General features: G+C 43.1%; 19 protein-coding genes. 9 read left to right on the top strand and 10 right to left on the bottom strand.

From position 1 onward, the window contains the following. Positions 1-13: 13 nt before the first annotated feature. Both AC0J5Y_RS06415 and recD read left to right on the top strand, forming a co-directional pair. Complete coding sequence (locus AC0J5Y_RS06415) at positions 14-4,492, top strand: UvrD-helicase domain-containing protein (RefSeq protein ID WP_475129919.1); 4,479 nt, start codon at positions 14-16, stop codon at positions 4,490-4,492. A 76-nt stretch (positions 4,493-4,568) separates the two neighbouring features. After that, positions 4,569-6,764: an exodeoxyribonuclease V subunit alpha gene (gene recD / locus AC0J5Y_RS06420; RefSeq protein ID WP_475129920.1), complete on the top strand. Its 2,196-nt coding sequence runs from the start codon at positions 4,569-4,571 to the stop codon at positions 6,762-6,764. Positions 6,765-6,882: 118 nt separating this feature from the next. On the opposite strand, the gene AC0J5Y_RS06425 is transcribed toward recD, so the two are convergent. Next, a complete protein-coding gene (locus AC0J5Y_RS06425; protein WP_475129921.1) occupies positions 6,883-7,446 on the bottom strand; it encodes a hypoxanthine-guanine phosphoribosyltransferase in 564 nt (187 codons plus the stop codon). Positions 7,447-7,548: 102 nt separating this feature from the next. Next, a complete protein-coding gene (locus AC0J5Y_RS06430; RefSeq protein WP_475129922.1) occupies positions 7,549-8,217 on the bottom strand; it encodes a hypothetical protein in 669 nt (222 codons plus the stop codon). Between the two features lie 308 nt (positions 8,218-8,525). Between AC0J5Y_RS06430 and AC0J5Y_RS06435 the strand changes: the two genes are divergently transcribed. The 3 genes from AC0J5Y_RS06435 to AC0J5Y_RS06445 all read left to right on the top strand — a co-directional run bounded on the left by AC0J5Y_RS06435 (position 8,526) and on the right by AC0J5Y_RS06445 (position 11,673). Then, positions 8,526-10,205: a carbon starvation CstA family protein gene (locus AC0J5Y_RS06435; protein WP_011513628.1), complete on the top strand. Its 1,680-nt coding sequence runs from the start codon at positions 8,526-8,528 to the stop codon at positions 10,203-10,205. A 124-nt stretch (positions 10,206-10,329) separates the two neighbouring features. Continuing rightward, on the top strand, positions 10,330-10,623 hold the full coding sequence (locus AC0J5Y_RS06440) for a cory-CC-star protein (protein WP_475129923.1): 294 nt from the start codon (positions 10,330-10,332) through the stop codon (positions 10,621-10,623). Positions 10,624-10,656: 33 nt separating this feature from the next. Next, complete coding sequence (locus AC0J5Y_RS06445; protein ID WP_475129924.1) at positions 10,657-11,673, top strand: ArsA family ATPase; 1,017 nt, start codon at positions 10,657-10,659, stop codon at positions 11,671-11,673. A gap of 41 nt (positions 11,674-11,714) precedes the next feature. Here the strand turns inward: AC0J5Y_RS06445 and AC0J5Y_RS06450 are convergent, their stop codons facing one another. Then, positions 11,715-13,334 (bottom strand): DUF3482 domain-containing protein, encoded by a 1,620-nt coding sequence (locus tag AC0J5Y_RS06450; protein WP_475129925.1) that lies wholly within the window; start codon positions 13,332-13,334, stop codon positions 11,715-11,717. Positions 13,335-13,462: 128 nt separating this feature from the next. Then, positions 13,463-14,869, bottom strand: coding sequence for a DUF2868 domain-containing protein (locus tag AC0J5Y_RS06455; RefSeq protein WP_475129926.1), 1,407 nt, complete (start codon positions 14,867-14,869; stop codon positions 13,463-13,465). A gap of 446 nt (positions 14,870-15,315) precedes the next feature. Between AC0J5Y_RS06455 and AC0J5Y_RS06460 the strand changes: the two genes are divergently transcribed. Both AC0J5Y_RS06460 and AC0J5Y_RS06465 read left to right on the top strand, forming a co-directional pair. Continuing rightward, positions 15,316-16,797, top strand: a complete 1,482-nt coding sequence (locus AC0J5Y_RS06460; RefSeq protein ID WP_475129927.1) for a nucleobase:cation symporter-2 family protein — start codon at positions 15,316-15,318, stop codon at positions 16,795-16,797. Between the two features lie 127 nt (positions 16,798-16,924). Then, positions 16,925-17,716, top strand: coding sequence for an SDR family oxidoreductase (locus tag AC0J5Y_RS06465; protein WP_475129928.1), 792 nt, complete (start codon positions 16,925-16,927; stop codon positions 17,714-17,716). A gap of 91 nt (positions 17,717-17,807) precedes the next feature. Here the strand turns inward: AC0J5Y_RS06465 and AC0J5Y_RS06470 are convergent, their stop codons facing one another. The 3 genes from AC0J5Y_RS06470 to prpF all read right to left on the bottom strand — a co-directional run bounded on the left by AC0J5Y_RS06470 (position 17,808) and on the right by prpF (position 21,594). Next, positions 17,808-18,398 carry a GNAT family N-acetyltransferase gene (locus tag AC0J5Y_RS06470; protein WP_475129929.1) on the bottom strand — a complete coding sequence of 197 codons (591 nt, stop codon included), beginning with the start codon at positions 18,396-18,398 and terminating at the stop codon, positions 17,808-17,810. An 83-nt stretch (positions 18,399-18,481) separates the two neighbouring features. Beyond that, a complete protein-coding gene (locus tag AC0J5Y_RS06475; RefSeq protein ID WP_475129930.1) occupies positions 18,482-20,335 on the bottom strand; it encodes an ABC transporter ATP-binding protein in 1,854 nt (617 codons plus the stop codon). Between the two features lie 17 nt (positions 20,336-20,352). Further along, positions 20,353-21,594, bottom strand: coding sequence for a 2-methylaconitate cis-trans isomerase PrpF (gene prpF, locus AC0J5Y_RS06480; protein WP_475129931.1), 1,242 nt, complete (start codon positions 21,592-21,594; stop codon positions 20,353-20,355). Positions 21,595-21,706: 112 nt separating this feature from the next. Here prpF and AC0J5Y_RS06485 point away from each other — a divergent pair, with 112 nt between their 5' ends. Further along, on the top strand, positions 21,707-21,928 hold the full coding sequence (locus AC0J5Y_RS06485; RefSeq protein WP_475129932.1) for a TA system antitoxin ParD family protein: 222 nt from the start codon (positions 21,707-21,709) through the stop codon (positions 21,926-21,928). Between the two features lie 17 nt (positions 21,929-21,945). Further along, on the top strand, positions 21,946-22,236 hold the full coding sequence (locus tag AC0J5Y_RS06490) for a type II toxin-antitoxin system RelE/ParE family toxin (protein WP_475129933.1): 291 nt from the start codon (positions 21,946-21,948) through the stop codon (positions 22,234-22,236). On the opposite strand, the gene AC0J5Y_RS06495 is transcribed toward AC0J5Y_RS06490, so the two are convergent. The 3 genes from AC0J5Y_RS06495 to prpC all read right to left on the bottom strand — a co-directional run bounded on the left by AC0J5Y_RS06495 (position 22,220) and on the right by prpC (position 26,614). After that, a complete protein-coding gene (locus AC0J5Y_RS06495; RefSeq protein WP_475129934.1) occupies positions 22,220-22,480 on the bottom strand; it encodes a type II toxin-antitoxin system Phd/YefM family antitoxin in 261 nt (86 codons plus the stop codon). The genes AC0J5Y_RS06490 and AC0J5Y_RS06495 overlap by 17 nt on opposite strands. 127 nt (positions 22,481-22,607) lie before the next feature. Further along, positions 22,608-25,253 (bottom strand): Fe/S-dependent 2-methylisocitrate dehydratase AcnD, encoded by a 2,646-nt coding sequence (gene acnD, locus AC0J5Y_RS06500; protein ID WP_475132111.1) that lies wholly within the window; start codon positions 25,251-25,253, stop codon positions 22,608-22,610. Between the two features lie 233 nt (positions 25,254-25,486). Next, entirely contained in the window at positions 25,487-26,614 is a 1,128-nt protein-coding gene (gene prpC, locus AC0J5Y_RS06505; protein ID WP_475129935.1) for a bifunctional 2-methylcitrate synthase/citrate synthase, read from the bottom strand. Positions 26,615-26,670 lie beyond the last annotated feature (56 nt).

Consider the following 26,670-nt stretch of genomic DNA (forward strand, 5'->3'; position numbering starts at 1 on the left):
AGTATAGGCTCCTATGACTAATTTTACTGATATAGCTGATATATCTATACAGCCGTACTTACCCAATGAGTACCTAGATGAGTCACATAACCGATTTGATACGCTGACTCATACATCTGAGAGTGACGCCATGAGTGATGATATGATTGAGCAAAAGGCGGATGTGATACCGGCGGTAGATGTTGCACTGATGGGTCGGCATCTTATTGAAGCCTCGGCTGGTACAGGCAAGACTTGGACACTCACAGGCATTATGCTACGACTGCTCATTGAAGCACGCCGTGCGCCAGAGCAGATCATTGCCACTACCTTTACTCGAGCTGCCGCTGCTGAGATGCGTCAGCGTATTCATGATCGTTTGGTAGATTTTTATCAGCTATTACAATGGGTGAATAGCCTCAGTGCTGAACCCAATAACAAGGAGGCTTTGTATCCTGATGTACTACAGGTAACACCTGAAAGTAATAAGGATAAACAAGATGGCAAAAAATCAAGTACGAATTTAAATGCTGAAATAGGCGCTGATGAGTTCAATCAAGACTTTGTCTCTGATAAGCAGGCTGCTGCTACAAAACGTGCACAGGCAAAAGAAAAGCGTAAAAAATGGCTAGTAGAACAGGCTAAATATGCACGCTTAGACGCCATTATGGACGATCCCATTAATTTGCATTTGACTGGGTTTTTACTTGATCATGTCCATAGCTATCCAATGGCGGAGGCCATTCGACGCACTGCGCTAGTACTAACCACGTTGGATAAGCTGTTTGTAGGCACACTCGACAGTTTGGCGCAAAAGTGGTTGATTGAATACAGTAGCGAGACCGGTCATCAGCAAGGTATGGCTATTATTGAAGACAGCAGTATTGAGCAGGTTACTGACAGTATCATTCATGATGAGCTGAGACAGTTCCAAAGCAGACTGTATCACGACGAGCCTAAACTATATGCGCTAATGGATCAGCAAGGCAAGCTGACTGCGGTTAGCAATCATAAAAAGTATGTGACTCGGTCGCTTAATTTTATTTCAGCGCCGATTGATGAGATAAAGCTGGAGCAGCGTTTTGACTTTGATGCATACGAAAAGCTAATTAATGAGTTTTCTCAGTTGGATTTAGCAGATATTCAGCCGTATTTAAACCCCGACTATCGAAAGTCTCAAGGGTTTAATGGGCGCTCTAATTTAATGAATCATTTTGATGCCATTATTGAGGTGCATCAAAAGATAGCTGAATATCAACTCTCATTTAATAGCTATTTAAATGAGCGTCAAAATAAGATTCTGACATCGCTACAAGATGCTAGATATCCAAATGAAGATGGCAAAATCAAGAATTTCAATAAGAATAAAGAAAAAGAGCATCAGACGCTTTTTGCGCTAGAGACTATTAGTAGGTTAATGGTTATCTTAGATATACTGGACAGTTTAAATCAGCATATTTTGTTGGTGTCAGCCAACCTTAATCGCCATATCGTGCTGGCAGTTCGTGATAGGCTGCCAGTCATTTTAGAAGAGCGCGGTGAAACCACTTTTAGTTTGCAAATGGTGCGCTTAAATCAAGCGTTAACGGGTCGGCAAGGAGAGAAGCTGGCACGTTATATTCGTCATCATTATCCGGTTGCTCTGATTGATGAGTCGCAAGATATCAATGGCGAGCAAGCCATTATGATTGAAAGTATCTATTTACCAAAGAAAAAGGGCAAGGTTGCTGATAATGATGGAAAGTCAGCTACCAAGAAGACAAGCCATGAGTTTTTATTATTGGTTGGAGACCCTAAGCAGGCTATTTATGGGTTTCGTGGCGGCGATGTAGCCAACTATAACTATATGAAAGCCCAGTTTGATAAAAGTGCCCTTTGGACGCTCGATATCAATCGCCGCTCAAACGCTGGTGTGATTGATGCACTTAATTGCTGGTTTGGCATGCCAACGATAACGACTCATGAGAATAAATTAGCACAGCTAGGTAGCAGTATTTATTATCAGCATATCAAAGCTGCGAAACCAGAAAACCAGCTGTCTTGGTTTAATGAGCCAACGACTCAAAACAGTGCTTTAGTGACAGAAGTCCTTTCTGCTCAACCAGTGAGCTTGTTGCACCTACCTTATGATAAAGAGCTTGAGTATGATGAGTTTGAAATTACCGCCCGTCATATAGCGACTTTACTCAGTAGTGATGAGACATTAAAAGGCAAACCGATTCAGCCCAGTGATATCGGTGTGCTGGCACGTACCAAAAAAGATTTAAAACGGGTTGAGGATGAGCTGGTAAAACTCAATGTACCGACCTTGACTACTAGTGATGTTAGTATTTTTGAAACCATCATGGCAGAGGATGTGGCGGCGCTACTGAGTGCCATGCTATACCCATATCGTCATGACATGATCAATCGGGTGCTGACCAGCCATCTGTATGGACTGAGTATTAAAGAAGTCAAAGCCATGATGATTGACCATGAATCAGGAGTGACAGAGGGTAGTCATTTAAGTAGCGCTAGTACGAAAGCAGTTAATAATAAAAAAAGCTATCAAGATTTTATTACCTATCTAAAACAAGGGGCTCAAAACTGGCAGCACTTTGGTATCTTGTCAGCATTACATTACTTATTAGATAAAAATCCCGTGCAGCCGCAAGGTGTTTGGCAAGCGCTAGCGTCTCATCCAGATGGTGCTCGTCACATCATGGATTTGCGTCATATGATGGATGTCTTGGCGCAGTATGGCATCGGCATGGGTGAGCACGAACTATTGGCGTGGTTTAGACAAAATATAGAGGCTGCGCCCAACAGCGATTGGGCTAAGCAGTATCCACTACCGACAGAGTCTGGCGTGCAGCTGATGACCATTCACAAGTCCAAAGGGCTTGAATTTCCCATTGTCTATGTACTGGGTATGGGTGATGCTAGTCGGAAGTCAGGAAACAACGAAAAATATGGGCTGTATCTATACAACGCCCAGCAAGCTCCGTCGATTTTAATGCATCAATCGGCAGAGCATCAATCAACAGGCAACCAGCGCCGCTTCTCACCTGTGCAGGGTTCTGTGACCACCGAAGGCTATTACACTGATATCGAGACACAAGAGGGCTTTGATGAGCTTCGCAGGCTTGGTTATGTGGCATTTACGCGTGCCAGCGAGCAGCTATATGTGGTGTTGCGAGATCCTAATAACAAAACAGGTTTTGAATTAAAGCCAGCGTTCTATTGGTTGGAATCACTAGAGGCAAAGTTTGATTTGCCTGATAGGCTCAAAGGCACCATAGGCATGATCAGAGGGCATAACGTCAATGAGTTCTATGACAATAACTATGCTAAATCAACAGACTTAAACGATAATATCCAGCTTGCCACTACTAAATACACAACAGAGCCTATCATCTACAATGCCTTCAAAGATGTAATGAAACAAGATTACTTTTATGGTTGGGCTAAGACCAGTTTTACGGCTTTGGCCCGTCAGCTAGATGAATCCACACAGGCGCTGGCTGTGGTGGATGAACGTATGGATGATGCCTTAGACATTGATATAACAGAGTCAATAGTATCGTCCAGTAATAATAAGTCTTTGGAACCAATCAGTGAGTTGAGCTTCAAATCAGAGGATGATATCCGTTTTACTTTTGTCAAAGGCGCCAATGCCGGTACGTTTTTGCATGAGATATTTGAAAAAATTGATTTCAATAATAAATCGCAGTGGTCTCAGGTAATTGATAGAGCCGTCAGTAGTTATCAGCTGCCTCTGGTTTATAGTAGCGCTGAACAGCAAAACCGACTATTACAGGCGAAGAAGAAAGAAGACAGTCGTCCAGTTAATGTAGACTCAATTGATGCTACAAAGCATGAGGCATTAATTGCTTGGATCGAAGAGGTGCTACAGGTGCCGTTATTAGCGTCCAATCAACCGTTACGCTCTATTGATGCAAGTCAAAGGTTTGCTGAATTAGAGTTTAATATGGGGCTGTCAGAGCGTTTTAAAGCTCAAGATATTAATAGCTTATTTCAGCAGTATCTGCCGGACGAGGTGGACAAGCATGTCAATCTTGTTCCACAACACAAAACGCATTTGTATCGTTATCTACGAGGTGAAATCGACTTGGTATATGAGTATGCTGGCAAGTATTACGTTGTCGATTACAAAAGTAATTTTTTAGGAAATAGCCTAAGCGATTATAACGAAAGTACACTCAAACAAGCCATGTCAAAGGCAGGATATTGGCTACAGGCCGCGATTTATCAAGTGGCATTACATCGCTTCCTTGCAATGAGAATTAGTGATTACGCAGGTAATGAAGAAAAGTATCTTGGCGCTGTCGAATATGTTTTTTTACGGGGCGTGTATAGCTCACATTCTCAAATAGCTGATGATCTATCCCAAGATGTTAAAGAGGCTGATAATAGCCACTCAATGCACAACGACCGCTATGGATTAATCACGTGGGATATTCCAATTGAGTTCATTAAGGCCTTAGATGCGTTATTTGGCATGCCAAATTAGTGGGTCATAAATAGCGAATTAAATAAAAAACAATCATGATAGCGACTAACTGGATAAAAATAGAGACAAGCATACTATGAGTAATAATAACAATAAGAGCAGAGTGGGCGTTAGCTTACAAGAAAGCTGGGCTAGTAACATCAGTGATTATATATTGCTGCGCCGTCAGCAAACGCACTTAGCGTATAACGTCACTGAGGCAAAGGTTAATACTGATAGTAAGCAAATAGATAAGACGGAACAAAATGGCTTATTTACTGCTTTATTTGTTATGTTGGCCACTCATTTAGAAGAGGGGCATACCGTATTAACCATTGAGGCAGCTGAGCATGAAATGCCGCTCAGCGGTCAAATCAATGGCGAGCTAGTCACCCTGTATGCTTGGCAGCAGCAATTATTAGAGATGCTAGCAACACCAATCCTAGCACTGATTGACATTCAAATAGTTACTCAGCAAGAGGATGATTCTACAGCTGAGATGTCCTTATTTATTCTGCTAGACATCATGTTTGGTAAGCGAGCTCAGCTATGGGCACAGCTGGCACTCACCAATCGTGAAAAAGAGATGCTAAGCAGACGCTTTGATGTGGTTGCTGCACTTTATCAGATAGTAAAAAACACGAATCTAAATTCCTTTATTCAGTCCATTCATGAGCATACTTTGTTCGCTGACGCTAATTCTAACGTCAATAATAAAAATAGCCTAAGCAAAAATAATCGACCTATTGTGTATCAGCATATTAATAAACCAGAAGCTGATACACAAAATATTAAGATCACTTTTTGGTTACATCGAGCTTGGCAAGCAGAATTTAACTTAGCACAGCACATTAATACTATATTGAACCAACAGATAACCCCTTTAGAGATAGCGATACCGGAAAACCTACATGAGCAGCAGGTAATGGCTATTAATGTCGCTAATAACAATGCCTTTAGTATTATTACTGGTGGCCCAGGTACAGGTAAGACTTATACGGTTGCTCAATTAGTAATAGCGCTGCAACAAGCTTCAGAGAGTGGGGATGATGAGCATGGAAAGATTCGGTTCAGTACGGACAGTGCCAGCCTAGCCTTAGCGGCACCGACTGGTAAGGCTGCCCAGCGAATGCAAGAGTCTTTACAAGCGGCTCTAGATGGAGCGAATGTGGAGCTACAACTGCAAGAAGCCAAGACCATTCATCGCTTGTTAGGCATTGGTCGAACAGGTAGACCTCGTTACAATGCAAATAATCCACTCGGCGAAGATATTATCATTGTCGATGAGGCATCTATGCTAGGGGTAGAACTGGCTAATTACCTTGTGAGTGCGGTAAAACCGGGCGCAAGGCTTATATTGTTAGGAGATGCGAACCAGCTAGCCGCAGTAGATGCTGGAGCAGTATTGGCTGACTTATGCCGCATTCCATTATTACAACCTATACATGCAAAGCTAACTGAGAGTCGCCGATTTAGCGCAGACTCAGGCATTGGGAAGCTTGCCAATCAAATTAATAAGACAGAGGCAGATACTCAAGCTATTTGGCAGTTGTTAAGGCAGGACAAGGCACTGAGTTTTCAATATGTAAATACGTTACAAATAGAGACAGTTATAGATAATAAGATACAAAATAGCCTAAGCAATCATAAAATTATTTCAAACCTAACTCTAAATTATTATCCGTACCTAAGCAAAATTAAATCATTCCTAAAGAATCCAATAGAAAAATCCGTGCCAGAATCAATAAAAAGTACAATTGCTTCATTAATGCAAACGTTTAACCAGTTTAGAGTCTTGAGTGCTGGTCATAATGGCGAGTGGGGTGATCACTACATTAATAACCATATCACTCAATGGCATCTTACTGAACTAAAGCTACCGCTAGGACAAAATACATGGTTCCATGGTCGTCCCGTTATGATTTTACAAAACAACTATGAACTTGGTTTGTTCAATGGCGATATCGGTTTTTGCTTGTATACAGGAGATGAGAGAAGCCGACTTGAAGTTTTTTTTGAGAATAAAACACAGGGAATTGCTGTCAATCTGCTAAATGAAGACGTTATAGCCACAGCATATGCAATGACCATTCACAAATCGCAAGGATCTGAGTTTGATCATGTGGCCATTACTTTCGATAATAGTCATGCAAGGCTTTTGAGCAAAGAGCTTATTTATACGGCGGTAACCCGTGCTAAAAAACAGGTGACCATATATAGTACGAAACATGCTTTTGAAAAAGCCGTTCAGATGCCGACTGAGCGCCATACAGGTCTAGCATTGCAGTTTTAATTACTGTTTATCGCATGCATTATCAAAAAATATTCAAATACATATACTTATCAATAAGCAATAAAAAAGCACCCATTGGGCGCTTTTTTAGTATGCTATCAAGTCAGCCAAAAACTGGTTAAATCTTGTCTTCTTTAATAGCGTAGATACCAGGCAGATGACGTAAGTAACCATGGAAGTCCATACCACAGCCATAAACATAGCGATCTGCAACATTAATACCAACGAAATCAACATCGAAACCTTTAACTTTACGATCATGCTCTTTATTGAGGAGAACACATGATTCAATTGATAAAGGCTTTTCCTTGCTCAATTCTTCAACCACTGCTTTTAAGGTGATGCCTTCATCAAAAATATCATCGATCAATAAGACATGCTCGCCCTCAATGTTAACATCAGGCTTAAATTTCCAATCAAGCTCATTGGTTCCTTCGTTATCACGATAGCGCGATGCATGGATATAATGCATACGATGATAAAAAGTAAGGTGAGTCAGTAATTGACCGGCTGGGATAAGCCCGCCATTCATAACGACCATAATAATCGGATTTAGACCAGCATAATGCAGATTGAGCTGTGCGGCTAAACGCTCATAAGCAGCAGCAACTTCTATACTGCTGATTAGGCATTCTGAGTTACGTAATGTTTTTTCAATTTCTTGATTGCTGATTTGGGTCATCGGACGTGCCTTTGGTAAAAAGTGCCGCTTATTTTAGCAAATTTTAGTGAATATGCCCAATGCCAACTGGCTTTTGGGGCAAAATTAATCAAATATTGGCACTTATTCTGGCTTTTCTACGATAAAAGGGCGGTAATAGTTCGCCAAGCGATTCAATGAGCTGTTTGGCAAATCAGGTAACAACTTATTAAGTGCCATATTCATGCCTTTATCGATAGCTGCTTTGGCAACAGGCACAGATTTGCGTTTAATCATACCCAATTTTAAGGTTTCAGCAAAACGGCTAATAAAGTGATTTAAAGTTTCCTCGTTCATGGTTTCAAGTGCGGTTTTAAATGCCTTGGTATCGACATGTTCAGGAGTAATGGCTGCAAAACCTTTTTGAATGATGGCAGTATGTTGTTCTGTGAGCTTAAAACCCACACGTTTTAGACCGTCATTATCGATAAAGGTTGCTCGATCTCTTAGAAAATGGAAGCTTGGCAATACTTCTTCGTTATTTTCTTTACCCAGCAAAATATTAAGCAAGGTATCGGTCGCACGTTCAACAGTGACAACCACTTTACGCATGGACGCTTGGCGTTCAGGATTTGGGATAATGTCAACCAGACCAACCAATAAATTATCAATAAGATCACGCGCAGTCTGATGCGTTAAAGCATCGCGATATGGGTAGTATGGTACTTCCTCATTCGATGCAACGATTTGCTCAGCTTCAACGATTAATGCTTTTAATTTATCTGAAGGTACAAATCCAAAATAATGCGCCATTGTGCTTCCTTTATTTGTTGTTTTCGAGGTTTAACTAGCGTTACATTCTTCGTTAAATCGGTTAGTATTTAAATGGGTTACCAACCAAAGATTCACCATATCATATACTGACTGATGACGTCTGCTAACTATAAATTTCAGCCGTATTAATGGATGATGATATGATAAAACTTCTATCAACTGCTTAATTGCGTAGGGTCAGGTGCTCTGATTCACCCGCCGAAGACTAATTTAACATATTTTTTATATTCTAAATTAAAAAGCTTGAACTTATAAGGCTACCCATTACTTGTCTAAGGAGAGATAAGATGAATAGTGCAATCGTGCTATTGTTTGCTGTTGCCGCTATGCTTTGCGGTTATCTGTTTTATTCAAAATTTATTGCCACTAAAATCTTGGCATTGGATAATAGTATCCCCACGCCAGCGCATACCATGAAGGATGGGGTAGATTATATTCCCACTAATAAATATGTGTTGTGGGGACACCATTTTACTTCAGTCGCAGGGGCAGCGCCGATTATTGGTCCTGCCATTGCGGTTATTTGGGGCTGGGTACCTGCTATCATTTGGGTGGTATTAGGTACTATTTTTATGGCGGGTGTCCATGACATGTCTGCCATTTGGGCAAGCATGCGCAATCGAGGTCAATCGATTGGCTCGATTGCCGGTACGGTCATGGGTACACGTGTACGTAGCTTGATGATGATTGTCATCTTTTTATTATTACTCATGGTAAATGCGGTATTCGGCGTCGCTATTGCTAATATGATGATAAAGACCCCATCCGCTGTGCTGCCAGTTTGGGGTGCTTTGATAGTCGCCTTTATCATCGGTCAGTGCATTTATCGCTATAAGATGAATCTGGTTTGGGTATCAATCATTGGAGTCACGGCTTTATATGGACTTATTTATCTTGGTCCTATGTTCCCCATTGTGTTACCTGAGACGTTCTTAGGCTTACCTGACAATGCTGTTTGGATTATTATTTTGTTTGTCTATGCGGCAATCGCGTCTTTGTTACCAGTCTGGATGCTGTTGCAGCCGCGCGATTACATCAATGGCTTGCAGTTATTTGTCGGTCTGATTTTATTATATGCCGCTATCTTTATTGCAACTCCCAATATTGTCGCGCCAGCGATCAACACAGCATTGCCAATCGGTACACCATCTATGTTGCCTTTATTATTTGTGACCATTGCTTGTGGTGCAATCTCAGGCTTTCATGGTTTGGTAGCGACGGGTACGACGTCTAAGCAGATTGATAAAGAAGAAGATGTACGATTCGTTGGTTACTTCGGTGCCATGGGTGAGGGCATGCTAGCACTTGGTGCGATACTCGCGGCAACCGCAGGCTTTGCAACCCTTGGCGACTGGCAAGCCGTTTATCAAAAATTTGGTGACGGCTCGATTGGTGCCTTTATTGATGGCGGTGCCACCATACTGAATGCAGGCGTCGGCATTGATATGGTTTTATCACAGACGATGCTAACGGTAATGGCAGCCTTGTTCGCTGGCACCACGATGGATACTGGGGTACGTTTGCAGCGCTATATTTTCCAAGAGTTTGGTGAAATTTATAAACTGCCTGTTCTAAATAAAAGTGTGGTGGCAACATTGCTTGCTGTTGGCAGCTGTTTGTTATTAGCCTTTGGTGCTGGTGGCATTGATGGTGCTGGTGGTATGATTATTTGGCCGCTATTTGGCACGACAAATCAGCTAATGGCAGCATTAACCTTGATGATTGTCACGGTCATCTTGTTACGTAAAGGCAGACCAGTATGGTATACCTTAGGACCATTGTCGTTCTTACTAGTCATGACTGTCTTTGCATTATTGATTCAGCTTAAAACCTTTTTCAATGACGGTAATTGGCTGCTTATTATTATGGATATCATTATCTTGATAGCCACAATCTTAGTGACGTTTGAGAGTCTATCAGTACTCCGTAAAGAATGGTCAATACACAGAGGTAAAAGCAACCTTTAAGCCATGTTTTATGCCTAGTTAAGTAATTAACGAGATGTCAATTAAAACGCTAGCAGCAATTGCTGGCGTTTTTTGTCTCATATAGGCATGATAGATAATAAGCATACGCAAAATAAAAGTCTTTATGGAAACGACAAATATGACAAAACCTATAAAAAATATTGAGCCATGGTGGCAACGGTTTGCGGCAGGACTGAACGAGTTCTATCATGCGCCGTATCGCCAGACGATGGCACGCGCCGCGCGTGATGAGGAAGATTTTTTTATGCTACTGATGTTTTCGGAAAGCTTAGGTATCGATAATCCTGCCAGTTTCTATACACTAGAATTGCAGCCTTTGTTTTTAGAGAATTTCCATGAATGGCATACACGCATGGGCATGGACAGATGTCCCTTTGATCATGTTGGTTGTTGTTAGTTTCCTTTGAATTAATTAAAACGAGATAAAAGTATGGCATTACATCCATTGCCTGCATTGGTAGAGCAATTAATGACACAGCCGATTATATTTATCGGTGGCAAAGGCGGAGTAGGTAAGACCACCACTGCCGCTGCACTTGCCAGCTGCTATGCCAATCAAGGTAAAAAGACGCTGATTGTCTCAACTGATCCGGCACATAGCTTGGGTGATGTGTTAAAAGTCCCGCTGAAAAATCAAAAAACAGTCGTAACTCCTTATTTGGACGCTATTGAACTAAACCCTGACATCATCGTTGATGAGCATTTTGCCCAAGTTGAACGCACCATTAGCTCATATGCAAACCCAGATATGATGCCAAAAATTCGCGAGCATCTACGGCTATCAAAATCAGCACCTGGTGCACAAGAAGCCGCGATGCTCGAATCTATGTGCCAACACTTGGTTGCAGCAGCAGATGCTGGCTATGAACATATTATTTTTGATACCGCACCGACAGGGCATACACTGCGATTATTAGTGCTGCCTGAGATGATGGGCGCGTGGACAGATGGGCTGCTCGCTCAGCAACGAAGGCAAGCAAAACTGCGGTCAGTGGCGAATCATTTAGGCAGTCACAAACAAGATAATAATAAAAATGACTTGGCTAATCCGTTTGCCGAAAAAAAAACTGACCGCTGGGAGCAAGCGGTATCCGTACTAGAAAAACGCAAACAGCTGTTTCGTCAGGCAGGGTTACTGCTTCATGACCGTACACAAACCGCCATTGTATTAGTGATGACGGCTGATGTATTGCCACTGGCTGAAACAAAGCGAGCGATAGAGCAGTTAGAAGACAGTAAGCTTATGCTAGCTGCGATTGTTATCAACCAGTTGATAGCTCCGACCCAGTCCGATACGTTTTGGCGGCATCGTGCTGAGCGCCAACAGCAATTAATGCAAGATATTGAGCAAATTTTTCACAATTATCCGCTATACCCAATATATCTGCAGCAAACCGACGTACGCGGTACTGATGCCTTAAGTGCATTAGTAAGCCCACCATCATAAAGCCTGTCAGTAAGAGATATTATCTTAAACACGTTTATGCATTATGGCTGACGCTGATAAGACGACAACTTACTTGCCAGCGACCATGCCATATCTGCGCGTAATAACTGTGCTTGCTCAGACTTGTTACTACTGAGTGATGACCACTGCGGTTTGCCACGAGCTTTTTTTAGCTCACTTGGCAGTTTGTGCGTTGCCCATGGCGTGATGGTGATGGTATTACTATTCTCATCGCTATCAATTGACGACTCACCCTTATATATTAGCTGGGTCGCGTCTGTTGCTGCATGCCCACGGTGCCGTAGCGCAGTGAGCAAATCTATGGCTCGAATAGCTAGCAGAGTCAATGTTGCAGGGTCAATATATAACCGCTTAACCCCTGATATTTTATCGGCGATACTGCCAGTATTGGATAGCAATCCACCTGCGATGCCACCGATGGCAGCACCTAACCCCAAGGTTGTACCAAGAGCCGCCGCATCAATACCCAATCCTAGTAACGCGCCAGCCGCCGCGCCTGATGTGGTGCGAATGCCATAACTTTTGAGAAGCTCGGGGTCGAACGGGTCTTGCTGATAGGCCTGTAGCTCAAGTGGCGTTGCCGCTACGTCATTGTCATAAAATTTATATAAACTGAGCAAATTATGCTGCATTGTACGTTCACTCTGTCTAACCGCTTCTTGCATTTGCTGTAATACCGGCATGGGATCATCATCTTCGCCAATCTCTCGGACAAAAGCCGCGACGTTTAACAAAAAATCTGCAATGATAATATTGGCTTCATCATATAACTGTGCCCAGTTTTCAGTACGGCGCGCCATTAATTGCTCAAGCATCTCAGAATGGGTAAGCATAGTCGCAAGATTCTGCCATAAACGCATCTCATCGTTAAATTCAAAGGCAACAGAATCAAAGCGCGTTGAGATATGTAAGTTACGTCTTGCCAGCATAGTCTGCCAATCATCAATATTGGCATCCTGAGCATCAGTAAAATTAAATACCGGCATAACAGGAATTGCGGCCCACGATAAAATAGCCAGCTCATCTTTATATTTACCAAGTACCGGCTCACGTGCATCGACAACATAAATGGCCATATCACTTGCTAGCAGCTGCCGGATAACTTTTGCTTCTTGGCTATAATCCTCATTACCATCATTATTACTTAAGGCATCATCAGCTTGGGCAATGTCTGCTGCCAAGAATTGCTGTAAGCGCTCAATACCATCACGGCGACTGGCGGTATTATCCTCAAGCCAATCCATCAGCCCTGATGCGTCCTCCAAACCTGGCGTGTCATATAGAGCCACCAACACTTCACCCGTTTGACTATCCGTCAGTTGGGCACGTTCTACATGGCGTGTGGTTGCGGCTTCGTTTTTTACTTCACCGAAATAAACGTCACGCAATAGGGTACGCAATATAGAGGTCTTACCCGTATTGGTATGACCAACGACCGCAAGCTTTAATGCCTCACCACTAGCGATGGTTTTTTTAGCTGTCCTGTAGCTAGTCTCTGGTTCACTTGATGACTGTGTGGCTAATCCAGATGCTTGAGGATCAACGTCATACGCTTTATCAGCAAAAAGCCCTGCAGGCTTATCAGTTTTTTGCAGGCTGTTCTGCGCATTATTTCCCTGATTATTATTGTCGTTATTCATAATAGAGTCTTATATTGTAGAATCTTATATTGATTGGTAGTATCCAAAAACATCATAGCCATTTATTGTAGAACAAATTGATCTATCTTTCGGTATGAGTTATGAGTTCAATAATCCATCGTCTAAAATCAGTTATTAATCAAACCGATTTTTCGAGCAGATAGGGCGGTTTGCCATTGCTGATAACGAATATGTTGTTTTTCTAAATTCGAGTCTGAACCAGCATTTACAATATCATTGTCCGTATTATGGTGATCTGTCAGACTCAGGCTATCGTCCTTTAACAATTGTACAATCAACCCATGTTTGGCATGATTGGCGATCTGATCAAGTTTACGCAAGGTACCACGGTCAGGCAGCGCTTTAAAATGAATACCAAGCAATACCTGTACCGGATTTGAATCTAGGTAAGCCTTTAGCCGTACCATATCTTCACGGTCATCAAGAATACCAAAATTCTCAATATCAGTCGTATCAGTAATGCCTGTATCGAAACCCGACTGCCACCATTGGTTTTGCTCCGCTGGATACTCTAATAGCGCAACCAGTTTTTTGCCAGCACTGACTTGGGCTTTTGGGGCGATAGGCGCGGGGGCTTCCTTAAAATCATCAGCATCAACCACATGGCGCTGCCAAAAATTCAAAATCTTTTGATAATAAGGCAGCTTGATATCCAAACGCATCTTTTTACGGCGGAACATCAAGGCGCAAAATGCCCATGCAATTGCGCGTGGAACAATCCCATACATGAGCAAACTACCAACCAACAAGCCTGCCCATTGCCGTGCGACAGACAAAGGCATAGCATCAGTTACCAATCGGCTCTGTACGATAGCCGTACTGTCCGGAACATCGAATCCAACCATACTTGGTAACCATCCAAGTACTTGCGTCAAAGTAATTAGCGCCTGATCTGACAGCAGCGTTGACTCCCAGCTAAAGCTGTATTGACGCACAATCAACAGAAAAATAATCGCAAGCAGCATACCAGTCAGTGTGGCAAGCCATAACTGATGACTAAATCTGCCCAAATACCAACGCATACCGCTATGCTGCAATTGACGCTCGTATAGCTCAACTGCCGCCTTAGTCACATCATCTTTACCACGTATCAAATAACTGGGACTGACAAAATTAGCAAACCAATTTGAAGACTGCTTGCCTTGATTGATAAGCGTCATGACTAGCCAGCCCAGAAGCATAAGACTATGAAAACCCAATAAGCATACCAAGACGTAAAAGAAATTAACCACATTGGTTTGGAGCAGCGTAAACAATCCCAAAAATCCAGAGAGACACCACACCACACTCATGATTACCATGATGCTCTTTATGCGTCCGTCTATCTTACCTAATACCCTTGCCAACGCACCGTTACTATCAATACGTGAGGCGCGGCGGTGCAGTTTTTGGATGGGCTTTCCATCCTCGCCTTGTAATTTTTCGGTGATAAGTAGCGGATCAGTAGCAAAGACATGTTGCTGGGTTTCAAGTGTCCGTACCAGCTCAGTCAATTGGTCTTGGGGTAATAGCATGGTCTGATGTCCGTTTAATCAATGTGAATTAATAGGTTAAATATATTGGAAATTTTAGTCATTAAACCGTTTTTGTTGATGCAATCATGGCTTTATTTCTGATGGTTATGGGTATCAATTTTGGCTATATTTGTCTTGCTAACAAAAAAACCTGACCATTTGGTCAATAATAGCTAGCAGTTATGATAAATAAGCGGTATGCTAAAAACGCATCAGAATCCTGATTCAAATATTTTATGCAGTATTCATCTCTATTCTAATGTCAAATTCAGTTTATACACAGCGCTATCTGCCGCTATAAAAAAGTGGTGTTATAGCTGACAAAGATAAAGATTGACAACTAAAAATGAATAACAATCTTGAGTCCCATTCTAGGAGTTATCGAAGAACAAGCCTAGAACATATCACCAACAGAAACAACAGAACACGAAGGACGGCTATTTAATATGGATATTAAATCTACTTCTCAATCGGCAGTTGCCCGCCCAGAAGATGAAAACTTGGGTGTTGGCGCCAATATTGCTTATGGCTTTCAACACGTACTGACCATGTACGGTGGAATTATTGCGGTTCCCTTGATTGTAGGGCAGGCGGCTGGGTTATTGCCCGCTGAAATCGGCTTATTAATTGCTGCCTCATTATTTATCGGTGGTCTTGCGACTTTATTGCAAACGATTGGTGTGCCATTCTTTGGCTGTCAGCTGCCACTCGTACAAGGTGTATCATTTGCGAGTGTGGCAACCGTGGTTGCGATTGTGACAACGGGGGGCGGACTCTCTTCTGTGTTTGGTGCTGTCATTGCCGCCTCTGCTTTGGGCTTTTTGATCACGCCTATTTTCTCCCAAATTATCAAATTCTTTCCGCCATTAGTCACAGGTACGGTCATTACCACCATTGGTTTAACCTTGATGCCAGTCGCTGCCCGCTGGGCAATGGGCGGCAACAGCAACTTACCTACCTTTGGTAGTATGACCAATATTGGTCTTGCTGGCTTCACGCTAGCAATGGTGTTATTACTAAGTAAGCTTGGCAATGCTGCGATCAGTCGCTTATCGATTCTATTGGCGATGGTCATTGGTACTTTTGCTGCTTGGGCGTTAGGACTGGTTGATTTCTCTGGTATTACGACAGGCTCTATTTTTGCTTTTCCAGCACCGTTCCATTTTGGTATGCCAACCTTTGAGATTGCGGCAATTATCTCTATGTTTATCGTGGTATTGGTTATTTTGGTTGAAACGTCAGCAGATATTTTGGCGGTTGGCGATATTATTGAGACGGATATCGATTCAAAACGTCTGGGTAATGGACTACGAGCCGACATGGCAGCCAGTATGATTGCACCGATATTTAGCTCATTTACTCAAAGTGCTTTCGCACAAAACGTAGGCCTAGTTGCTGTAACGGGTGTTAAAAGCCGTTTTGTAGTCGCTTACGCCGGTATTATTTTGGTTATTTTGGGCTTGATGCCGATTATGGGTCGTGTTATCGCTACCGTTCCTACCGCCGTACTTGGCGGCGCCGGTATCGTCTTGTTTGGTACGGTTGCAGCCAGTGGTATTCGCACGCTTGCGCAAGTCAATTACACCAATAATATGAATCTAATCATCGTTGCGACCTCCATCGGTTTTGGTATGCTACCGATTGCCGCGCCAGCATTTTATGATCAATTTCCAGACTGGTTTGCAACGATTTTTCATTCAGGTATCAGTTCTGCGGCTATTATGGCCATTGCCCTAAACTTGTTGTTTAACCACTTAAAAGTAGGTAATTCAGACCAACAGTCCGTATTTGTTGCTGGTACAGAAGACCGCTCGGTACGTCCTGTAGTGATGATTGATCTATATGAAGGTGATTATTTTACTGAAGGCAAATTGTTTGATTGCGATGGTAAAGAGATACCTATATCAAAAGAACCAGCGCATCACTAGATGCTAAAATCAGAGGCTAGAGAAAGCTGGACAATTAAAGCAATAGGTTCACATTGAATCAATATAGTAAAAGTAGTTTTAATATTGCGTTATAACCCCTATAAATACTCACAAGGATGGACGCCTTATGAATACTAAAAATTATTTTATCATCGGTGGTACAGGCGGTATCGGTAAAGCCATGATTGAGCAACTGGTACAGACTGCTACCAATGAACATGCCAGCACCCTTACGAATAATGATATGCACACCAATACTGACATCCGTGTCTTTGCCACATATCATAAAAGCGTGCCTGATTTTGAAGCAGACAATCTATATTGGATAGCGATGGATATCTGTTACGAGCAAAGTATCAAACAAGCAGCTGATACGATCAAGCAGCAAACCACACATATAGATTGGGTGATTAATTGCGCTGGACTACTGCATACCAAGACGCGTCAGCCAGAAAAATCACTACAGCAGATTGAAAGTGAGTTTTTTTTGGAGAATATGCAGGTTAATGCGTTGGCAAGCCTGCTCATTGCCAAACATATCAAACCGCTATTAGCAAAAGCTGAGCGCAGTAATGACAAGCCAGCAATTTTTGCGACCATATCGGCAAGGGTAGGTAGTATCGGTGATAATCAGCTTGGCGGTTGGTACAGCTACCGCATGAGCAAGGCGGCACTTAATATGGGTATGAAAAATCTGAGTATTGAATGGAGTCGCTCTCTTAAAGACGTCTGTGTGGTGGTGATGCAGCCGGGCACCGTCAATACCCAGCTATCAGAACCGTTCCAAGCGAATGTGGCTGATGGGCAGTTGTTCTCGCCAGCCTACAGTGCTGAATGCTTGCTTGAGGTACTTAGTAAGATGAATGCGACCCAATCGGGCAGTTTTGTAGATTGGGCAGGGGAATCGATACCGTGGTAGGTTTTAGTCAATAAACCTGCTATCAAAAATATCATACTCACAATCGAACCACAGTGAATAGTGTAAGACTTGCCTTGCAGGGAACCATGGTTTAGACCATCAAATACAGCAAACCAATAATAAACAACACTGCTAATATCAATAGCAAAAAGCTAAGAATACTGCCTGTCGTCCCTGAGCTTTCTCTTTTTGCTTTTACCTTTTTAATAATAGGTAGCACCATGATGACATGCTCGATACCGTCTTCAAAATAATGCTCGCCTTCAGGGATAAATCCAAGAGATTGGTAAAAGTTTAGTAGATAAGTCTGGGCTGAGATGATAATGGGTTTTTTACCGTATTTTTTACGGCAATATTTGATAGCCTCTAGCATCATTTGGCGGGCGATACCGTCACCGCGATGTGCTGCTAATACAAGCACTCTACCAATCGATGGGATAGGACCTGACGGGGTGACGGCGGATTTTTTGGTATTAAAAACAGGCGGAATGATGCGGCAATAGCCAATCAGCTGCTCGTTTTGGTGCGCAACCAGATGTAAGCAATCAAAGTCTACCTCATCCATGTCTTGATAAGGGCAATTTTGCTCAACCACAAACACTTGCGAGCGCGCTTTTAAAATATGATACAGATCAACGGAGGTTAATTCATCAAAGGTTTTTATCGAAATTTCACAAGTCATAATCACACAGCTTCTAACGATTGAAAGGATAATCAAAAATAGGATGCATTAAAGAATGAGCATTATAACGATTTCGCCCCACATTAACTATTCAAGGTTTGACTGATTTTATCTAAGTTCAGACTATCTGACATGGCGCTGAATATCTCAAAGTACTTGCCGCGCTGTTCATATAGCGCTTCGTGTGTGCCTGTCTCAACCACACGTCCATTTTCTATCACCACTAAGTCATCGGCATCAATGATTTGGGCAATATTGTGCGACACCATAATCACAGTACGGTCTTTCTTAATCAGATCTAAGCTTTTTTTGACCTGTTGACTGGCAATAGCATCAAGGCTGGCCGTTGGTTCATCCAAAAACACAATAGGCGGATCCTTTAAAAACATTCTTGCCAGCGCAATACGTTGCTGCTGTCCACCTGATAGGGATTTTGCGGTACTCTCATAGCCTTTGGATAATGACATGATTTGCTCATGAATAGAGGCTTTTTTTGCTGCAATCACAATATCATCGTCACTAGCACTCATATCACCATAACGGATATTTTCGCCAATTGTACCTGAGAAAATATGATTGCTTTGTAGTACCAGCCCGATATTTTGACGTAACTCATGAGTATCACAATCGGCTAAATTATGCCCATCTAAATATATCTTGCCGCTATCTGGCGCGTAAAATTTTACCAATAAGCTGATAATGGTACTCTTTCCTGCACCAGAGAGGCCCACCAGTGCAGTAATACGATTGGGTTTGATGGTAAAGCTGACATCCTTTAGCGCTTGGGTGCCATTGGGATAAGTGAAGTCAACGTTTTTTAATTCAATGTGACCTTTTAAATCTTTACTGCTTCTGCCAGTGATGTTTTCAACTTGGCTTTCATCTTCTAAAATCTCAAAAAATCCTTCGGCATAGGTTAGCGCATTGTTGATTTGATCATAAATACGATGTAATTGGCGGATAGGAGCGGCGACATTCTGAAACAGCATGACGTGGAATAAAATCATACCAATGGTCATTTGACCTTTTAATACAAAGTAGGCGGTCAGTAAAATAATCACCACCACGCCGATTTGCTCGATAAAGGTTTTTACCGCGTCATAAATAAAACCAATGCTACGAATACGCAGCTGATTATCGGTCATGCCTTTTTGAATCTGTAAATGCTTCTCCGCCTCGATAGACTCACGGACAAAGGACTTTACCACACTGATAGAATTAATCAGCGAGATAACCATCCCGCTTTTGGCTTCTCTAAAGCCACGCATCTGCCGGCGGAACCCTTGTAATCGCCTTGCTTGTTTTTGACTGATAAAAAAGTAAATCGGGATGATGATCAGACCAACCAAGCCTATCCAAAAATTGGTCGAAAACATAATAATCAGCGAGACAAGCGCACTGGCAAATAGCGGTAGCATATCGATAAAGAAGTTTTGCACCAAGGTCGTCAGACTGCTCACACCGTAATCGATACGAGTTTGCAGCTTGCCGCTGTCGTTTTCACTACTGGTATAAAACGCCATGCGATAGGTTAAGATGCGCTCAATGATTTTTTGTGATAAATCACGAGAGAGATTGATACGAATTTTTTCACCAAAGAAGCGCTGTCCAAAAGAGATGAATATCGACAATATCTCTTTGCTTAAGAGTACCGCACTGATAATGCCGAGCATACGTAGACCTGCTTCCCAAGGCTCGGCAAGCGTAGCAATTTCAGTCAAGGTATCAACGGTATAACGCAGTACAAAGGCGTTGACCTGAGCGGTAAAGGAACCAAGCACTGTTAATATTAAAGTGGCGACAATTAAGGTTTTATAAGGCGCGGCAAATACTGCCAGCTTTTTTAAAATATTCCACAGCAAGGCCCGCCGCTCTTTTTTTTCGACGGGAGACTTTTTGTCTAACTGTACGCGGCGGGGTTGGGGAGACGTTGGCATAAAAACCTATTTGAAGTTTAAAAGGCATCTGCGGGTATAAAAACCTCACCTATCATGATACGACGTGCTGAGCGACTCATCGAGACTTTTTTGGCTTGCCAGCGCCCATCAATCAGTTCTGTCTTTCCGCCTACTAGCAATGTGCCAGATGGATGACCGAAACGTACTTCATTTAATGCCTGACCACCAGCCGCTTGATTCACAAGCGTTCCTTGAGTCGTTGCGGCTGCGGCAATGGCGACGGCTGCTGTGCCCATCATGGCGTGATGCAATTGTCCCATGCTCATGGCACGCACGACCAAATCAATGTCTGCTGCCTCAACTGACTTGCCACTAGAAGCAGTATAGCTTTGCGCAGGCGCGACCCAAGCAAGCTTAGGAATGTGTTGGCTGGTTTGTGCCTCAGCTATATCTTGGAACACGCCCATCGCAACGCCACCTTTGGCACGGATTGTCTCAAGCTTGGTAAGTAGCTCGCTATCGCTATTGATATCACCTTGTAGCTCGATACCGGTAAAGCCCAAATCTTCTGACCGCATAAAAATAGTGGGAATGCCTGCGCTAATAAAGGTGGCCTTGATACTATCGGTTTTTAGACCACAGCCTGTCACATCAAAGTCATCGATTAAATTGCCAGTGGGGAACATATCGCTTGAGGAATCAACCGGATCAATAAATTCAATTTTGACCTCAGCGGCGGGGAAGGTCACACCGTCTAATTCAAAATCACCGGTTTCTTGCACTTGTACCTTACCTTGCACATCTTGATACACAGGCACATGGGCAATAATGGTTTTACTGATATTCTCTTGCCAAATGCGTACTTCACAAATACCGCTTTCAGTATCTTCATCGATACTATTAGCAATCTTGTTAGCATCAACTAGACCCATATTAATGGCACAGGCACCAACGGCAGCGGTTAAGTTGCCACAGTTGCCCGCCCAGTCAATCATTGGCTTAGCGATATTGACCTGCCCAAACAGATAATTGACATCGTGATCTGCCTTGTCAGACTTTGAAAGAATCACTGTCTTAGAGGTGCTAGAGCTGCCATTGCCTAAACCATCGATTTGCTTACCATAAGGGTCAGGGCTACCGATCACACGTAGTAGAAAGTTATCCCGCGCATCCCCTGCAACTTGGCAACGCTCTGGTAAGTCGGATAATTTAAAGAAAGTACCTTTTGATGTGCCACCACGCATATAGGTGGCGGGAATGGAGATTTGCGGGGCGAAAGGTTGATTTGATTTGGTCATTATAGAAAGTCCTTTTAAAATTATTAGAATGAAATTCGACGATATTTAATAATTGTGGTAAAATGCCACAACAGTATAACTTATTGAGTTTTAACCTATTTAGGAGAATATCATGGCAACAGCCAGTATCCGACTTGATCAATCGTTAGTTGATAAAGCACATGCAATTGCAAAAGCCCAACATCGTACCCCGCCGAAGCAAATTGAACATTGGGCAACTATCGGCCAAATTATGGAAGATAATCCTGACCTATCCTACGAATTTGTGCGCCAGTTATTAATTGCCAAAGCAGAAGCCGATGCTGCTATGGTTGAGCCTTTCGAATTTGGATAGTTTGTGTTGAGAAAATAATGAAATCATCTTTAAGTATCGTCCAATCACATAGCTTCAAAAAGGCCGTTAAAAAATTACACAAAAATCAAAAATCTGATTTAGATGACGCTGTACGTGCCATTGCTGACAATCCTACTCTAGGTATACAAAAAGCTGGTGATTTATCTTCTGTACGTGTTTACAAGTTTAAGATGGTAAAGCAGTTAACCCTATTAGCCTATCAAATTGATGATGGTGAGCTGGTTTTGACTTTATTGATGATAGGGGCACACGAAAACTTTTATCGTGATGTTAAATTGATACTTTAGCATGGATATTCTTCTGAATCTGATCATTTCGATACTGTGCGATAGACGTCTCTAGATGAGCTACATTAGCAGGCGACTTTAACAAATAAAGCGTTTCCATCAAACCGTTATAATGAGCAAGCGACATGATCACCGCGCCCCTGTCATTTTTACGACTGATAATTACCACATCAGCATCGTCAATAACGGCATCTAAGACTGCTCTAAAATTCTTTTTAGTTTCTGAAAAATAGAGAGTTTTCATAGACTTTCTCTTAATAATAACTTCTATAAATTATCATACAAATATCCGTCACTATCAACAAAAGAGCCGATGTCATATAGACACTCTATACAACATCGGCTCTTTCATTATTCAAAAATCATCACACCTACGCGATATCCAACGTGCCATCGATAAACTCTTTGGCAAAGCGCTGTAGCATACCGCCAGCGTTGTACATTTTCACCTCATCAGCGGTATCTAAACGGCAGATGATAGGCGTCTCAGTCGTGGTACCATCAGCACGGTTAATCACCAGCGTCATCATGCCGCCAGCAGAAACTTCGCCTGTGACATCAAAGACTTCTGTGCCATCTATATTTAGTGTGTTACGAGTCGTACCTTTTTCAAACTGCAAAGGTAGCGCACCCATACCGACTAAGTTTTGACGATGAATCCGTTCAAAGTCTTCTGCGACGACCACTTCCACGCCAGCAAGACGAACGCCTTTGGCAGCCCAGTCACGGCTTGAGCCTTGACCATAGCCATCACCTGCGATGATGATAAGTGGCTGTTCGCGGTTCATATAGGTTTCGATGGCTTCCCACATACGCATGACTTGACCTTGTGGCTCCACACGAGCCAGCGAGCCTTGAATGATTTCGCCGCTTTTACTATCAATGCCATCGCGTACCATCTCGTTGAGTAACTTCGGATTGGCAAAGGTCGCACGCTGAGCCGTTAAATGGTCGCCGCGATGGGTTGCATAAGAGTTATAGTCCTCGCTTGGTAAACCCATGGTATCAAGGTACTCGCCAGCAGCAGAGTCACCCAAAATCGCATTAGATGGTGATAAATGGTCAGTAGTGATGTTATCACCCAATACCGCCAGTGGACGCATACCTTTTAGCTTATTCATCGCTGCCATTTTGCCTTCCCAATACGGCGGACGACGGATATAAGTGGTCTGCTCGCGCCAGTTATATAGTGGACTTAGCGCTTTTCCGGTGTCTTTTTTCGCTTCATCAAACATCGGGATATACACGGCATTAAACTGCTCAGGCTTCACCGCTTTGGCAACAATGGCATCAACTTCGTCATCATCGAACCAGATGTCTTTTAGATAAACATCATTACCGTTTTGGTCTTTGCCCAACGAATCTTTTTCAATATCAAAACGGATATTACCAGCGATAGCATAAGCAATAACCAGTGGCGGCGATGCCAAAAATGCTTGCTTGGCATACGGATGGATACGACCGTCAAAGTTACGGTTGCCAGATAATACCGCCGTGGTAAATAAATCACGGTCGATGATTTCTTTTTCAATATCAGGGTCGAGCGCACCGCTCATGCCATTACACGTAGTACAAGCAAAGCCAACCACATCAAAGCCGATTTCTTGTAGCTCAGGCATGAGTCCTGCTTCTTCTAGGTACATTTTTACGGTTTTCGAACCTGGTGCGAGTGAGGATTTTACCCAAGGCTTACGCAATAAGCCTTTGGCATTGGCATTACGAGCGACGAGACCTGCTGCTACCATGTTACGTGGGTTTGAGGTATTGGTACAACTGGTAATAGCCGCGATAATCACTGCACCATCTGGCATCAAGCCATCTTTTGGTTCCGGCAACTTTTCATCAGCGCCATGAGCGATGCCTTTGGCAACCAAATCCGTGGTGGAGACACGCGCATGGGGGCGCGATGGGCCTGCCATATTACGGACGACTGCAGACAAATCAAACTCAAGCACCCGCGCGTATTCCGCATTTTCCATGCCATCAGCCCATAGACCTGTCTGCTTGGCATATTGCTCAACCAATTTTATTTGCGCTTCACTACGACCGGTGAGGCGTAGATAGTCGATGGTTTGCTCATCAATATAGAACATCGCCGCGGTTGCGCCATATTCTGGCGTCATGTTTGAGATAGACGCACGGTCACCGACACTTAATTGGCGCGCACCTTCACCAAAGAATTCTATATAAGTGGATACCACACCAGCATTACGTAAGAACTCGGTCATAGCGAGCACTAAATCGGTGCCGGTAATGCCTTTTTGCAATTTTCCGGTAAGCTTTACCCCAACATAATCCGGTAAGCGCATATAAGAGGGATTGCCTAACATGACGCTTTCGGCTTCAAGCCCGCCCACACCGATTGAGATAACACCCAAGGCATCAACCATTGGCGTATGGCTATCGGTACCAACCAAGGTATCAGCAAAAGCGACTTGTTCACCGGCTTTATTCTTTACTACTTGCACAACAGGTGACATTTTCTCTAGGTTAATTTGATGCATGATGCCGTTACCAGGCGGTACGACGTTGACGTTATCAAAGGCATACTGACACCAGTTGATAAAGTGAAAACGGTCATCGTTACGGCGCTCTTCGATGGCACGGTTTTTCTCAAAGGCGTTTTCTTCAAAGCCTGCGTGTTCAACGGCTAGTGAATGGTCAACAATGAGCTGGGTTGGTACGATAGGATTGACTTTAGACGGATCGCCGCCTTGCTCGGCGATGGCATCACGCAAGCCTGCCAAATCAACAAAGGCAGTCTGACCCAAGATATCATGACATACGACGCGGGCAGGATACCAAGGAAAGTCAAGATCTTGCTTGCCTTCGATATGCTGTTTTAGCGCTGCGGTCAAATCCTCAGGTGGGCAACGACGTACCAAGTTTTCACACAATACTTTTGAGCAAAACGGTAGTTTGTCATACGCGCCCGCTTTAATATTTTCAATGGCTGCGCGTGTGTCAAAGTAATAAAGCTCTGTATCGGGAAGCGGTTTTTTGAAGTTATCGTTCATGGGTTGTACGAGGGCGTTGTCCATAAGTCACCTTTGGCGGTTGGCTGGTTGGAGTTTGATTTAGTTGCAAAGAAAGTATTCTTTTAGCAAAATCATCACTGATATGAGAAGTAGGCTTTGCTAAAAAAATTGAGGTTATTAAGGAAAGATTTAACTGCTAACTATATTCAAAATTTAGCAGTTAAATCTGTTATCGAGCATAAGCGCTTATGCTCGATAACGAGTAAGAGAGGTTAACGCGCGCTCATCTCTGGTACTGAACGCAACTCTTCGCCAGTATATTCAGCACTTGGGCGAATGATGCGGTTATTCGCACGTTGCTCAAATACGTGTGACGCCCAGCCTGTAAGGCGTGAGCAGACAAAAATTGGCGTGAACAGTTTGGTCGGAATACCCATGAAGTGATAGGCTGAGGCATGGAAAAAATCAGCATTACAGAACAGTTTTTTCTCGCGCCACATCACTTCTTCACAGCGTACTGACACAGGGTAGAGTACGGTGTCGCCCACATCAGCGGCCAGTTTTTCAGCCCACTCTTTAATAACCACGTTACGTGGATCAGACTCACTGTAGATAGCATGACCAAAGCCCATGATTTTGTCTTTACGTGCCAGCATGGCCATCATCTCAGTTTCAGCTTCATCAGGAGAGCTAAAGCCTTCAATCATATCCATTGCTGCCTCGTTCGCACCGCCATGTAAATGACCGCGTAGCGAGCCAATTGCGCCAGTGATACAAGAATGGATATCAGATAAGGTAGAGGCACACACGCGAGCGGTAAAGGTCGAAGCATTAAACTCATGCTCTGCATACAAGATTAATGATACGTTCATTACTTTGGTATGGAGCTCGTTTGGTTTTTCACCTTTTAGTAGATGTAAGAAATGACCACCAATGGTGTCATCATCGGTTTCAGTTTCGATGCGCACATTGTCGTGGCTAAAGCGATACCAGTAATTGATGATTGATGGGAAAACCGCCAGCATACGGTCGGTTTTATCGTTCTCTTGTGAGAAGTCAGTTTCCATCTCAAGGTTACCAAGCATCGAGCAACCGGTACGTAAGACATCCATTGGGTGCGCGCTGGCAGGAATACGCTCAAGGACATCTTTTAATGCTTGTGGTAAGCCACGTAAACCTTTCAATTTAGTTTGATAAGCATCAAGCTCGCTTTGGGTCGGCAAGTTGCCGTATAGCAACATATAAGCCACTTCCTCAAAGATGCATTTGTCCGCCAATTCTGAGACGTCATAGCCGCGATAAGTCAAACCTGAGCCTGACTTACCGACCGTTGATAATGACGTTTTGCCTGCGACTTGACCACGTAGACCTGCGCCTGAAAGTTCTTTCTGTGCTGCCATGATAAATTCCTTTTGTTGGTAGCTTTTGGTTGATAAAATATAAAGGTACTGCAAAT

This window comes from Psychrobacter sp. TS_SC_6, from assembly GCF_056156305.1.